Below are 12,462 nucleotides of genomic sequence, written 5' to 3'. Positions count from 1 at the left end.
TCACCACCCTGCTTCCCTGAGTGCCGCTCTGGCCTCGTCTCGCGCCGAATACTGGATCTTGCTGCCTGCGACCTCGGTGTAGCTCTCGTGGCCAGGGCCGGCAATGAGGATAGTGTCATCGGCCCCCGCGAGCGAAACCGCCTTGCGCAGCCCAATGCTGGCGTCAGCGATCTCATGCAGCTCCCGGTCTGGGTAGTTGGCCTTCACGCTCTCGACGAGCACCCGCCTGATCTCGTCAGGGTCTTCCGTGCGCGGGTTGTAGTCGGTGATGATGACGACGTCGCTGCCTGCCGCCGCGACGCGAGCCATCTCGGGGCGCTTCGTGCGGTCCCGGTCGCCGTCTGCGCCGAAGACCATAAACAGGCGGCCGGTGGTCATCTCTCGGAGCGCGCCGAGCGTCTGCTCGAAGGCGTCCGGCGTGTGGCCGTAGTCGACGTAGAGGCGCGGCCCCTTGTCGCCGGAGACGAGCTCGAGGCGGCCGGGCACAAATGCGTCGATGCCGCCGTCTCGCTCGAGCACCTCGGCGATCTCGCCGAGGTCGTAGCCGGACTCGACGAGCATCGCGATCGCGAGGCCGGCGTTTGCTGCTGAGAACCAGCCTGGCATCGGGATGCTCGAGTGCAGGACCCGGTCGTCGGGGCTCGTGAGCGTGAAGCTTGTGCTGCCGCCCTTGGCACCGGTGACGACCAGGTTCCAGTCGGCCTCGACGCCCGGCTTGGAGGAGATCGTCGTGACCGGGATACGGGAGTCCTCCACGACGCGCGCGCCCCATTCGGAGTCGAGCGAGACGACTCCGCGGCGCGCGCGCTCCGGCGTGAAGAGCTTGAGCTTCTCGCCGAAGTACGTCTCGAAGTCTGCGTAGTCGTCGAGGTGGTCGTGCGAGAGGTTGATGAAGCCAACGACGTCGAACTCGATGCCGTCGACCCTGTGCCGGGTCACGGCCTGCGCGGAGACCTCGATGCTTGCCGCGTGCACTCCTACCTCGCGCATACGCGCGAGCAGGGCGTGGAGCTCGCTGGCCTCCGGTGTTGTCAGGCTCGCTTCGATGCGTTCTTCGCCGATGCGGCGTTCGACCGTCGTGGTCAGGCCCGTGACGACGCCGAGCTGCAGCAGGAGGCCGTCGAGGATGTACACGACAGAGGTCTTGCCGTTGGTGCCCGTGACGCCGAAGAGCTTCGGCTGGTCCGGGTCAGTGCGGTAGATCCGCGCGGAGACGTCGCCGAGGGCCAGACGAGGCTCCTCGGTCACGAGCACGGGTACCCCGAGCTCGCCGGCGAGCTCGGCCCCGGCAGCGTCGGTGAGGATCGCGACTGCCCCGGCCTCCTCGGCGTTCGCCGCGTAGCTGGCACCGTGCACTCGCGCACCCGGCAGCCCCACGTAGAGGTCGCCGGCTTCGACGTCCAGCGAAGAGATGGAGACGCCGGTCACCTCGACCTGGTCAACACCCTCCGGGGCGTCGAGTCCGAAGTGCGCGCACAGCTCAGAGAGCGAGCGCGGCACTGGATGGGATGGACGGATGCTTGCTGCGGGCATGACTTCCTGTGCAGTAGTGCGGATCAGAACGTGGTCGGGATGGTCGGCCACGGGCTCGGAGAGGGGGCCACCCGGTTGGATTGGAGAACGTACGCCATGACATCGTGCCATGCGGGCGCGGTGGCGGCGCTGCCCCTCATCGTAGTTGGGTTCATGATCGAGACCGTCACGACGTACTTGGGGTCGTCGATCGGGGCGACACCGGCCATCGAGGTCATGAAGCTGCCCGCAACGTACTGGCCCTGTCCGTCGGAGACCTCCGCGGTGCCCGTCTTGATGCCGACGCGGTAACCAGGGATCGCAACCTCGTTTGCGAGGCTCCCGCTCTGCGCCGTGGCCTCGAGCAGCGTCAGCGTGTCGGCGGCGGCCTTGGCCGAGACGACCTGGCGTGGCTCGCCCGGGTCGGTCGGCACGAAGCCGTCCTCGGTCTCGCAGCCCTCGACGAGCTGGACGGGGAGTCGCTCGCCGCCGTTCGCGATCGTGGCGTAGGCGCTTGCCATCTGCGGGGCCGTCACTTGGAGGCCCTGGCCGAACATCGTGGCGTAGTTGGTCTGCGGATCCCACTCGTCGTATGGGCGAACCGTGCCGGACTCCTCACCGAGGAAGTCGGCCTCCGTGTCGGCGTTGAGCCCGAAGTCGAGCATGTAGTCGTAGCGCTCGCCGGCGCTCAGGCGCTGGCCCATCATGGCGATGCCGATGTTGGACGAGCGCGTCATGATGCCCGCTACGGTCCACCGCTCGTCGCCATGCGCCCAGTCGTCGCCGAAGCTCACGTCGGTCTGCTCGAAGCGGCCTGGCACCGTGATCTGCTCGCTCGGGGTTGAGAGGCCCTTGTCGAAGACCATGGCCGCCGTCAGGGCCTTCATGGTCGAACCCGGCTCGAAGGGCGCGGTGAACGCGCGGGACCCGCGCGCTTCGGTCGCGGTCGCACCCGGATCGTTCGGGTCGACAGACGGCCAATCCGCGACGGCGCGGATCTTGCCAGAGTCGACCTCGGTCACGATGACGTGCCCCCACTGGCCGCCCATCGCCGTGACCTGCTGCGCGAGCACCTGGAGTGCGTAGTACTGGAGATCCGCGTCGACCGTGAGCTTGAGCGTGCCGCCCTGCTTAGCCTCGGTCAGCGTCACCTCGGTGCCGGGGATGCGCACGTTGTCCGCGCTGCGCTCGTAGGTCTCCTCGCCGTCGACACCGGCGAGGCACTCGTTCTGCGAGAGCTCGAGGCCTGCGAGGGGCTCCCCGTCTGCGCCGAGGAAGCCCGTGAGGTTGCCTGCGACCTGGCCGTTCGGGTAGACGCGGGCGGCCTCGCGCTTCGGGTAGATCCAGGGGATCTCGAGTGCGCGGATCTTCTCGTAGGCCGCGAGCTCGAGGCCGCGGCTGAGGTAGGCGAAGTTGCTCTCCGGGTCGATCGCGAGCGCCGCATCCACGACGCCGACGAGCTCTGCCTGCTGCTGCCCGGTGACGGCCGCGATCTCGCCGAGGGCCTGTTCCCTCGAGACCTCGACGATCTTGCCGTCGTCGCCCTTGCGGTCGAACTCCCTGACGTTCACGGGGGCGACGGTGAGGTCGAAGCGGTCGGCAGAGTCGGCGAGGATCTCGCCGTTCATGTCGACGATGGAGCCGCGTTCGCTGAAGATCGTGCTGGAGACGCCACGCTTCGACTCGGCATCGGCGTTGATGGTCGACGCGGAGACCAGCTGCACGTCGATCAGGCGGACCCCGAAGGCGATGAGCACTGCGGTCACCAGGATGATGACAAGGCCGGCCCTGCGCCTGGACACTTTTGGTGACACGGTGGTCCTCCCCCTTGGGCTCTGCTCTTGGTGGATCTACCTCGTGGAGGGAGAGCGCAACTCGGTGACTGACGGTACTTCAGGCGCTGCCGCTGGCTGCGCTGAAACTCCGTCGGGGGCGGGAGCCGGTGCCGCGGGCTGAGTGATCTCGTTGGTGACGAGCCCCGTGTTGATGGGTGCCGAGGTGCCCGTCGAGCCCGCATCGGTCGCGAGGGACGCGCTTCCGACCTGGAGGAACGCCTGCGAATCAGTCGGGACCATGCCGAGCTTCGTGGCTTCGACCGCGAGGTTCTGGGCGGACGACATGGCACTCAGCTCCTCGAGCGCGGCCGATTCGGCCCGCTGCAGTTCAGTCTGACTCTGCTCGAGGCCGCTGACCTCGTAGGCGCCCTGCGAGATCGCGATGCTGAGCGCGAGTTGCGTGACGAAGACGCCAGCGAGGATGCCGAGCGAGATCATGACGGAGCGGAAGCTCCAGAGGCTCCGGATACGCGGGGCCTCGACAAGGCGCAGCCGCGGGGACTGCGCCTGCTTCTCGGGAGCCGCCTTCTGGCGACGGGGTGCCGTGGATCCTCGGAGGATGCTCGTCGCTGCCGTCATGCCCGTGGGCTCCTTACTCTGGCCACCGCGCGCAAGCGCACGGGAAGGGCTCGTGGGTTGATCTCGCCTTCGTCGGCTCCCGCACGCTCGGCTCCGCGCACGAGGCGCTGGAACTCGGGCTTGTGCTCGGGGAGCTCGACGGGCAGTCCGCTCGGGGCGGTCGAGGTGGTCTTTGTTTCGAAGAGACGCTTCACGAAGCGGTCCTCGAGCGACTGATAGGCCTCGACGACAACGCGGCCGCCAACGGCGACCCGGTTGAGTGCCTGCGGAAGCGCACGCTCGAGCGCGCCGAGCTCGGCATTGACCTCGATGCGCAGCGCCTGGAAGACGCGCTTCGCTGGGTGGCCGGCGTCGCGCTTGGCAGCAGGCGTCGCGCGCTGGAGGACATCGACGAGCTGACCGGTCGTCTCGATGGGCGACTGGGCGCGCTCTCGCACGATCCAGCTCGCGTAGCGGGGCGCCAGCTTCTCGTCGCCGTAGCGATAGAAGAGTTGCTTGAGCTCTTCCTCGCCGTACGAGGCGACGATTTCAGCCGCTGTGACGCCCTTCGTGGCGTCCATGCGCATGTCGAGCGGCGCATCCTGGATGTAGGAGAACCCGCGGCTCGCCTCATCGAGCTGGAGCGAGGAGACTCCGAGATCGAACAGGACCGCGTCGACCGTGTCGATCCCAAGCTTGTCGAGCGAGGACTCGAACTCGTCGTAGACAGCGTGCACAAGCGTGACGCGGTCGCCGAAGCGCGCGAGGCGGCGAGCGGCGAGGCCAAGCGCCTCAGAGTCGCGATCAAAGCCGACCAGGCGGGCGTTCGGGCAACGGTCGAGGACAGCCTCGCTGTGCCCGCCCATCCCGAGAGTCGCGTCGACGTAGATGCTGCCGGGAGCCTGGAGCGCGGGCGCGAGGAGCTCGACACAGCGCTCGAGGAGCACCGGCGTGTGAAGCGAGGCGGGGTCGCGTTCGCCGCCGCTCTCTGGCCGAGTTGTCTGACTGTTTTCTGTCATGCGATGTCCGGGTTCCTCCCTGATCACTGATTCCCATCCGTTCTCTCTCCTCGCACGGTGCGAGGGGAGCGAAGTGGAGATTCCTTCTGCCGCCGGGGAAGTGGCTTCAGATGGAGCTCCGGTTGTGGTGCTGTGCTCTGCTGCGAGGGAAGGCGCTTCAGGGCGGAACGGCTGAGAATCGGCGGTCAGGGTCAGAAGAGTCCCGGGATCACCTCCTCGGCGGTTTCGGAGAAGGCTGACTCGTTGGCCTCGACGTATGCGTTCCAGGCCTCGGCATCCCAAATCTCGGCGCGGGTACCGGCCCCGATGACCGCGAGTTCGCGATCGAGCCCGGCGTACTGCCTGAGCTGCTGCGGGATCGTGACCCGGTTCTGGCGATCTGGCGTCTCGGCGTGCGCGCCCGAGAGCAGGAGACGCAGGTAGTCACGCGCCTGCTTGCTCGTGACCGGGGCCTGGCGGATGCGGTTGTGCAGTTCCTCGAACTCGCTATTCGAGAAGACGTAGACGCAACGGTCCTGCCCACGCGTCAGCACGACGCCCTCCGCGAGCTCGTCGCGGAACTTGGCCGGAAGGATGAGCCGCCCCTTCTCGTCGAGCTTGGGCGAGTACGTGCCAAGGAACATGCACGCCCCCCTCCCAGTCGCTGAACTCCCACAGGTTCCACTTTACTCCACAACCAACCACACATCTACTGAAACGCGGCAATTTGCGCCTGGGAATGCAGAAAGAGGCCAGTAATTTACTGGCCTCAGCGAGGTGGAGGGAAATGGAGCCATCTGGGGCACTTTCGGGCACAAAAAACGGGACCGGCCAGGTGGCCGGTCCCGAAGTGTGAGGAGGTGGTGGTGGAGGGTGGAGCGTGGTGGGGCACGTTAGGGAGCTACTCCCCCGCTTGCCCGACCCGCGGTCTACAACCCCTGTGGACTACAAACCCTGCTGGTGAGTGCCCGTGTTGGCCACTCGCCCTGAAGGTTACTCGCCCTGCTGCCGCTTGTCCCAGCGGTTGCCGAGCTTGTCCATGAAGGACCCGTCGGACGACTCGCCGCTCTTCGGTGAGGGGCGCCCCGTCGGCAATGGATCGGACTGCGACGCCGACCCCTTGGGGGCGGCGAACGCGTAGACGACTCCGGCGAGCATCAGGACGAACCCGACGACCCCGAGGACGGGGATGTTGGTGGCGACGCCGGCAACGACAACGCCGATGCCAACAGCGACGGAAAGAAACGCGACGACAACGGATCGCGTGGTGACCGCAACACCGCTTCTCGGCGATGTGGACACCACGTCCGCATCGTTCTGGTAGAAGCTGCGCTCCATCTCATCAAGCAACCGCTGCTCTTGCTCAGATAGTGCCATGTTGACCTCGTGCTCAAGGGGCGATCGGAGCCCCGCTCCGAAGTATTGCGCCCATTGTAGGCGCGTGCACCTGGGTAGAGTGGTGTCGTGTCTGAGAGTTCTGCGCTGTCCTCCAAAGTCCAGCGGCGTCTGGACGCCACAATTGCCGAAAACCTGCGAGTTCTGGGGCCCATCGGGGTCGATGTGCCCGCCTTCCTCACGCAGGCCGCGGCGTTCACGACTGGCGGCAAGCGGCTTCGAGCGGCGTTCTGCGCGGCTGGCTACAGCAGCGCGGCACGCACGTCGGATCCCAGCGAGGCTATCGTGCTGGCCGCCGCTTCCATTGAGCTCTTCCACGCCGCCGCACTGGTGCACGACGACATCATCGACCGGTCGGACACGCGCCGCGGCGCCCCTTCCACACACCGCGCGTTCGCGAAGCACCACAGGGCTTCCGCTTGGGCGGGCGATGAAGAGCACTTCGGGCTGAGCGCCGCCATCCTCCTCGGTGATCTCCTCCTCGTCTGGAGCGACCAGCTCTTTGTGGAGGCCTGCGCCCTGGTCTCCCCCGAGAACGCAGTCCGTGCGCGAGCGGAGTTCAGCAAGATGCGCGGTGAGGTGACGATAGGCCAGTACCTCGACCTCGTCGAGGAAGTTGCCTGGCCCGTCGTTCCTATCGACGCTCGCGCCGCGAGGGCGACGACGATCGCGATCTCCAAGTCAGCCAGGTACAGCGTCGAGGAACCACTTGTGCTCGGCGCACTCCTGGGTGGCGCATCCGACGCGCTTGTCGAGCAGATCCGCGCGTTCGGCTTGCCACTCGGCCTCGCGTTCCAGCTCAGAGACGACGTCCTCGGCGTCTTCGGAGACGAAGCAGTGACGGGTAAACCGAGCGGCGACGATCTGCGCGAGGGGAAGCGCACGCTCATGATCGCGGCCGCTCAAGAGCTTGCGACCCCCGAAGACTCCGCGCGACTCGACGAGCTGCTCGGCGACCAGGGGCTCACGGACGCCGACATCGTGTGGATGCAGGAGCTCATCACGAACTCGGGCGGGCTGCAGCGCACGGAGGAACTCATCAGCTCCTCGCTCAGCGAGGCGCTCGCCGGACTGCAGGAGCTGGAGCTCGACGACGCATCGCGCACGCTCCTCGAGCGGCTCGCCGAGCGAACCGCCCACCGCGAGCACTAAAGGGCCCACCAGGCGGACTAAACCTACTGGGACAGACCGGCGGTCAGGTCCGGGCTAGATCTCGAGCAGCTGGACGGCGTGGCGCACCTGGGTCTTGCGACCCTGCACGAGCGCGTCCAGTGGGGCGACGCCGAGCGTCTCGTCAACGCTCAGGAGCCACACCATCTGGTCGTGAGCGCTGAGCCCGGCGTCGCCGAGCAGGAACAGCGTTCCGCGCAGGCCGGCGAGGGGCTCTCCGTCCTTGATGAACTCTTGAGGGATGCGCGGCTCGCGTTCGATGCGGAACGACAGAAGCTGCTTGTCCTCGATCAGGGTCGACACGCGCCCCGTCGAGACGCCGAGCTCGGCTGCGGCCTGGGGAATCGTGTACCACTCACGGGTACTGAAGACGTCACTCACGCCTCACATGGTCGCAGACCCGGCCCGCCGATGCGAGCTCGAATGATTCCTGGCCGCCGTGCGGTGTTTCATCCGGGAGGCGCCCGCCTCGTCGGGCTATCCTGCACGACGTGAGTCCCGTTGGTCCCGACGACATGATCGGCCGTCTGATCGACGGCCGATATCAAGTGCGCTCTCTGATCGCCAAGGGCGGCATGGCTACGGTCTATGTCGCCACTGATCTGCGCCTCGAACGCCGCGTTGCAATCAAGGTGATGCACGACCACCTCGCGGCCGATGAGCGCTTCCGTGAGCGGTTCATCCGCGAAGCGCGGTCCGCGGCGAAGATCACGCACCCGAATGTCGTGAACGTCTACGACCAGGGCGACGACGAAGTCTTCGCGTACATGGTCATGGAGTACATCCCGGGCATCACGCTGCGCGACCTGCTCCACGACCACCACAAGCTCACGCCGGAGCAGTCCATCGACGTCATGGACGCCGTGCTCGCGGGCCTTCAGGCCGCGCACAAGCTCGGCATCGTGCATCGCGACCTCAAGCCGGAGAACGTGCTCCTCGCGGACGACGGCCGCATCAAGCTCAGCGACTTCGGCCTGGCTCGCGCTGCGAGCGCCAACACGGCCACCGGCCAGGTCCTCCTCGGCACGATCGCCTACCTCAGCCCCGAGCTCGTGACGAAGGGCACCGCGGACGTCCGAAGCGACATCTACTCACTCGGCATCATGCTCTTCGAGATGCTGACCGGCGAGCAGCCGTACCGCGGCGACCAGCCGGTGAACATCGCCTACCGGCACGCGAACGAGACTGTGCCGGCCCCGAGCGAGGTCAACCCGAACGTGCCGCACGAGCTCGATGAGCTTGTCGCCTGGTCCACGGAGCGCGATCCCGAGCTCCGTCCGGCAGATGCCGGCGTCATGCTCGAGGCGCTGCGCCGCGCAGAGGCGGAGCTCGGCCAGTCCGTGCGCCCGGCCCCGGCGACTGCCGTCCTCGCGACGGCCTCGGACGAAGACATCGAGGACACCGATCCCACCGAGCTGGCCCTCATCACGAGTCAGCTCTCGTCGGCCTCCTCACCTCCTGACTTCGCGGGAGGGCACGTCGAGCCGTTTGCTCCTGGCGCGGCCCCGACGACGGTCACCGCTCCACCCTTCTCAGAGCAGTCTTCGAGCGAAGTCGCGTCACCACTCCCACCGGCGACGACGACGGCCGAGACCGGCGCGCGAAAGCGGCGCCGCTTCGGCGCCGTGATCGCCGTGCTGCTCATCGCCGTCGTCGCCGCGGCGGGCGGCGTCGGCTGGTGGTTCGGCCTCGGGCCAGGTTCCTACGACACCGTCCCAGAGGCGGTCTCACTCACCCAGACAGACGCCGAATCCGTCATCACGGCCGCGGGCTTCACTGTCGGCGAGGTGACTCAGGAGTTCTCGCTCGAGGTCGCCGCAGGGACCGTGATGGACATGGACCCGCAGGCAGGTACGTCGCTGGCACCAGAAACGCCGATCTCGCTCGTCGTCTCCGCCGGCCCCGAGATGCTGACCGTCCCTCCCCTCGAAGGCCTGACGCTCGAGGAAGCCGAGAGCGCCATCACTGAGGCCGGTTTCACCTACGACCCTGCGACAACCCTGCGTCAGTTCTCCGACGAAGAGGAAGATGTCGTGCTCTCGGCGACCGACAACAACGGCGCCCCCCTCCCCTCCACCCTCGCGGAGGGCCAGCCGATCCGTCTGGTCGCCTCAGCCGGAGTGGTGCCGAACGTCGCGGGCGAGACGCAGGCGAACGCCACGAAGCAGATCGAGGACGCCGGCCTCGTCGTCAATGTCTCGAGCACCGAGTTCTCGAGCGAGGTCGCGGCTGGTGTCGTGATCGCCTACTCGACGACGACCGACCCGGTTGTTCCCGGTGACACCATCAACATCTCCGTGTCTAAGGGCCCAGAGATGGTGAGCGTGCCGAACGTCGTGGGTCAGACCGCCAGGCAGGCGATCGCAACTCTCGAAGGGGCGGGCTTCACCGTCAGCCACCTCGTGCCCTCCGATGCCTTGCTTGACCTCTTCCGCGTGACGCAACAAACGCCGGCCGCGGGCCAGCAGGCAGAGAAGGGTTCACGCGTCACGATCACGACGGGCGCCTCGTACTGACCCTCGAGCCCTGACGCGCTCGCTCTCCCGCGTCCCTCGGCCGCCGGCCACACTTGCTGACACCGCCCGCACTTGCTGACACCGCCCGCACTCGGAGCCGCCCGCACGACAGAAGAAGGCGCACCCCGTTTCCGGGGTGCGCCTTCTTCTTGCTCGTGTCGAGCGCTAGCGCTTCCCGGCGCGGAGCTCCTCCGCGACGAGGAACGCGAGCTCAAGCGACTGCATGTGGTTGAGACGCGGGTCGCAGAGCGACTCGTAGCGCGTCTCGAGCGTCTTCTCGTCGATCTGCTCTGAGCCGCCGAGGCACTCGGTGACGTCGTCACCCGTGAGCTCCACGTGGATGCCACCCGGGTGCGTTCCCGCGGCGCGGTGCGCTTCGAAGAAACCCTTGACCTCATCGACGACGTCGTCGAAGCGACGCGTCTTGTAGCCGTTCGGGGTCGTGATGCCGTTGCCGTGCATCGGGTCGGTGATCCAGAGCGGCTGCGCGTCGCTGCTCTTGATGGCCTCGAGCAGGGGTGGGAGCGCGTCGCGGATCTTGCCAGCACCCATTCGCGTGATGAACGTCAGGCGTCCAGGCTCGCGGTTCGGGTCGATCTTGTCGATGAGTCGCAGCATCGTCTCGGGTGTCGTCGACGGCCCGAGCTTCACACCGATCGGGTTCTTCACTCGACTGAAGAAGTCCACGTGCGCTTCGTCGAGGTCGCGCGTGCGTTCGCCGATCCAGATGAAGTGACCTGAAGTGTCGTACGGCTGACCCGTGCGGGAGTCGATGCGGGTCATGGGACGCTCGTAGTCCATGAGGAGTCCCTCATGGCCGACGAAGAACTCGACGTCGCGCAGCGCGTAGAAGTCTGCGCCAGCAGCGGCCATGAAGCGCACCGCGCGGTCGATCTCAGCGGCGAGCTGCTCGTAGCGTGCATTCGCCGGGTTCGCGGCGAAGCCCTGGTTCCAGGAGTGCACCTCACGCAGGTCGGCGAAGCCGCCCGTCGTGAACGCGCGCACGAGGTTCAGCGTCGATGCTGCGGTGTGGTAGCCGCGGAGCATCCGCTCGGGGTCCGGCGTGCGTCCCTCTTCCGTGAAGTCGAAGTCGTTGACGATGTCGCCGCGGTAGGCGGGGAGGGTCACGTCGCCGCGAGTCTCGTTGTCGCTCGAGCGGGGCTTCGCGAACTGGCCAGCCATGCGACCCATCTTGACGACCGGCATCGAGGCGCCGTACGTCAGGACGACGGCCATCTGCAGGATCGTCCGCACGCGGGCGCGGATCTTGTCCGCGGTCGCACCCGCGAAGGTCTCCGCGCAGTCACCACCCTGGAGGACAAACGCCTGACCGGCGGCAGCCGTCGCGATGCGATCGCGCAGCCGGTCGACCTCGCCTGCAAAGACGAGCGGCGGCAGCGACGCGAGCTCACCGGAGACGCTTGCGACCTTGGTCGCGTCGCCCCACTGCGGCTGCTGCCTGATCGGCAGGTCACGCCAGGCGTCGAGGCCCTCGAGCACGCCGGCGGGCGTCGGAATCGACTCGGTGCGGGTGGAAGTGAATTCGTTCATGCTCGCTTCTCTGATCTCATGTCTCTGATCTCATGCCGACAGCTCGTTGGCTGCGGCACTGGTGGTTCTGAATCTCACGCTGAACTGCCCCGACGATACTCGGGGCAGCTCACGCAGTGCAGGTGTGATCGCTCAGGGCTTCTGAGCGGCGACTAGCGCCTTGGCGTCTGCATCCATCTTGTTGCGGATGGACGAGGCATAGATGTCGCGATAGTCCTGGTTGCTGAGGGCGTGCAGCTCGCTCATGATCTCATCCGTGATGGATCGGAGCACAAAGCGGTCGGCGGCCATGCCCTCGTAGCGGGTGAACGTAAGCGGTTCACCGAACACCATTCCGACCTTGCGGAGCCGGGGCACCTTCGCGCCGATGGGCAGCACGCGCTCGGTGTCGACCATGACAACGGGGACGACGGTGACCGGCTTGTCAGCCTGCATGATCATGCGCGCGATGCCTGTTCGGCCTCTGAACATGCGGGCGTCCGGGCTCCGTGTCCCCTCGGGATAGATACCGAGCACCTTGCCCTGGCTCAGCACTCGCAGGCCCGTCTGCAGCGATGCCTCGCTGGCAGCTCCGCCGCCACGATCGATGGGGAGCATCCCGGTGCTCTTGAAGAACTGCGCGGTCAGCCAGCCCTTGATTCCCGTGCCGGTGAAGTACTCCTTCTTCGCGAGGAAGAAGACGCGGCGGTCGATCGAGAGCGGCATGAAGAAGGAGTCGATGACCGAGAGGTGGTTCGACGCCAGAATGACCGGACCCTTTGCGGGAATGTTCTCGACGCCGCGCACCCAGGGGCGGAAGGTTCCGCGCACCAAGGGACCTGCGAAGAGATGCTTGAGCACCCAATACAACATGCGTGGCCTCCCGATAGGCGATGGCACATCAGTGTACTCGGGACATGCCCACCCCGTTGCGCCGCTCGCCGTGTC

Annotated in this window: 11 protein-coding genes; 2 read left to right on the top strand and 9 right to left on the bottom strand. The window is 66.9% G+C overall.

The window, feature by feature from the left end; translation table 11 throughout:
* The 6 genes from FHX72_RS02505 to FHX72_RS02480 all read right to left on the bottom strand — a co-directional run bounded on the left by FHX72_RS02505 (position 1) and on the right by FHX72_RS02480 (position 6,280).
* A complete protein-coding gene (locus FHX72_RS02505; protein WP_183622853.1) occupies positions 1-1,533 on the bottom strand; it encodes a Mur ligase family protein in 1,533 nt (510 codons plus the stop codon).
* Between the two features lie 23 nt (positions 1,534-1,556).
* Positions 1,557-3,326, bottom strand: a complete 1,770-nt coding sequence (locus tag FHX72_RS02500) for a penicillin-binding transpeptidase domain-containing protein (protein ID WP_183622851.1) — start codon at positions 3,324-3,326, stop codon at positions 1,557-1,559.
* 36 nt (positions 3,327-3,362) lie between these two features.
* Positions 3,363-3,926 carry a cell division protein FtsL gene (gene ftsL / locus FHX72_RS02495; protein ID WP_183622849.1) on the bottom strand — a complete coding sequence of 188 codons (564 nt, stop codon included), beginning with the start codon at positions 3,924-3,926 and terminating at the stop codon, positions 3,363-3,365.
* The gene (gene rsmH / locus FHX72_RS02490) at positions 3,923-4,924 is read right to left on the bottom strand and encodes a 16S rRNA (cytosine(1402)-N(4))-methyltransferase RsmH (RefSeq protein WP_068476391.1); all 1,002 of its coding nucleotides are present in this window, start codon (positions 4,922-4,924) and stop codon (positions 3,923-3,925) included. The genes ftsL and rsmH overlap by 4 nt, the downstream gene beginning before the upstream one ends.
* 191 nt (positions 4,925-5,115) lie before the next feature.
* Positions 5,116-5,547, bottom strand: a complete 432-nt coding sequence (mraZ, locus tag FHX72_RS02485) for a division/cell wall cluster transcriptional repressor MraZ (protein WP_068476394.1) — start codon at positions 5,545-5,547, stop codon at positions 5,116-5,118.
* Positions 5,548-5,896: 349 nt separating this feature from the next.
* A complete protein-coding gene (locus tag FHX72_RS02480) occupies positions 5,897-6,280 on the bottom strand; it encodes a DUF3040 domain-containing protein (RefSeq protein ID WP_183622848.1) in 384 nt (127 codons plus the stop codon).
* Between the two features lie 87 nt (positions 6,281-6,367).
* Here FHX72_RS02480 and FHX72_RS02475 point away from each other — a divergent pair, with 87 nt between their 5' ends.
* A complete protein-coding gene (locus FHX72_RS02475) occupies positions 6,368-7,450 on the top strand; it encodes a polyprenyl synthetase family protein (RefSeq protein WP_183622846.1) in 1,083 nt (360 codons plus the stop codon).
* 54 nt (positions 7,451-7,504) lie between these two features.
* Here FHX72_RS02475 and FHX72_RS19585 read toward each other — a convergent pair whose 3' ends face one another.
* Complete coding sequence (locus tag FHX72_RS19585) at positions 7,505-7,849, bottom strand: Rv2175c family DNA-binding protein (protein WP_183622844.1); 345 nt, start codon at positions 7,847-7,849, stop codon at positions 7,505-7,507.
* A 134-nt stretch (positions 7,850-7,983) separates the two neighbouring features.
* On the opposite strand from FHX72_RS19585, the gene pknB reads away from it, so the two are divergent.
* Entirely contained in the window at positions 7,984-9,984 is a 2,001-nt protein-coding gene (pknB, locus tag FHX72_RS02465; RefSeq protein ID WP_183623968.1) for a Stk1 family PASTA domain-containing Ser/Thr kinase, read from the top strand.
* A 165-nt stretch (positions 9,985-10,149) separates the two neighbouring features.
* On the opposite strand, the gene FHX72_RS02460 is transcribed toward pknB, so the two are convergent.
* Complete coding sequence (locus FHX72_RS02460; protein ID WP_183622842.1) at positions 10,150-11,535, bottom strand: class II 3-deoxy-7-phosphoheptulonate synthase; 1,386 nt, start codon at positions 11,533-11,535, stop codon at positions 10,150-10,152.
* 132 nt (positions 11,536-11,667) lie between these two features.
* Positions 11,668-12,387: a lysophospholipid acyltransferase family protein gene (locus FHX72_RS02455; RefSeq protein ID WP_068478256.1), complete on the bottom strand. Its 720-nt coding sequence runs from the start codon at positions 12,385-12,387 to the stop codon at positions 11,668-11,670.
* Positions 12,388-12,462 lie beyond the last annotated feature (75 nt).

Origin of the sequence: Pseudoclavibacter helvolus (assembly GCF_014191305.1) — a bacterium.
Taxonomy (GTDB): domain Bacteria; phylum Actinomycetota; class Actinomycetes; order Actinomycetales; family Microbacteriaceae; genus Pseudoclavibacter; species Pseudoclavibacter helvolus.
This window is presented reverse-complemented; position numbering and strand designations above follow the sequence as displayed.

Coding starts and splice junctions, on each gene's coding strand:
- FHX72_RS02480 (WP_183622848.1), bottom strand. CDS start 6,280: ATGGCACTATCTGAGCAAGAGCAGCGGTTGCTTGATGAGATGGAGCGC.
- FHX72_RS02505 (WP_183622853.1), bottom strand. CDS start 1,533: ATGCCCGCAGCAAGCATCCGTCCATCCCATCCAGTGCCGCGCTCGCTC.
- pknB (WP_183623968.1), top strand. CDS start 7,984: ATGATCGGCCGTCTGATCGACGGCCGATATCAAGTGCGCTCTCTGATC.
- FHX72_RS02455 (WP_068478256.1), bottom strand. CDS start 12,387: ATGTTGTATTGGGTGCTCAAGCATCTCTTCGCAGGTCCCTTGGTGCGC.
- mraZ (WP_068476394.1), bottom strand. CDS start 5,547: ATGTTCCTTGGCACGTACTCGCCCAAGCTCGACGAGAAGGGGCGGCTC.
- rsmH (WP_068476391.1), bottom strand. CDS start 4,924: ATGACAGAAAACAGTCAGACAACTCGGCCAGAGAGCGGCGGCGAACGC.
- FHX72_RS02460 (WP_183622842.1), bottom strand. CDS start 11,535: ATGAACGAATTCACTTCCACCCGCACCGAGTCGATTCCGACGCCCGCC.
- ftsL (WP_183622849.1), bottom strand. CDS start 3,926: ATGACGGCAGCGACGAGCATCCTCCGAGGATCCACGGCACCCCGTCGC.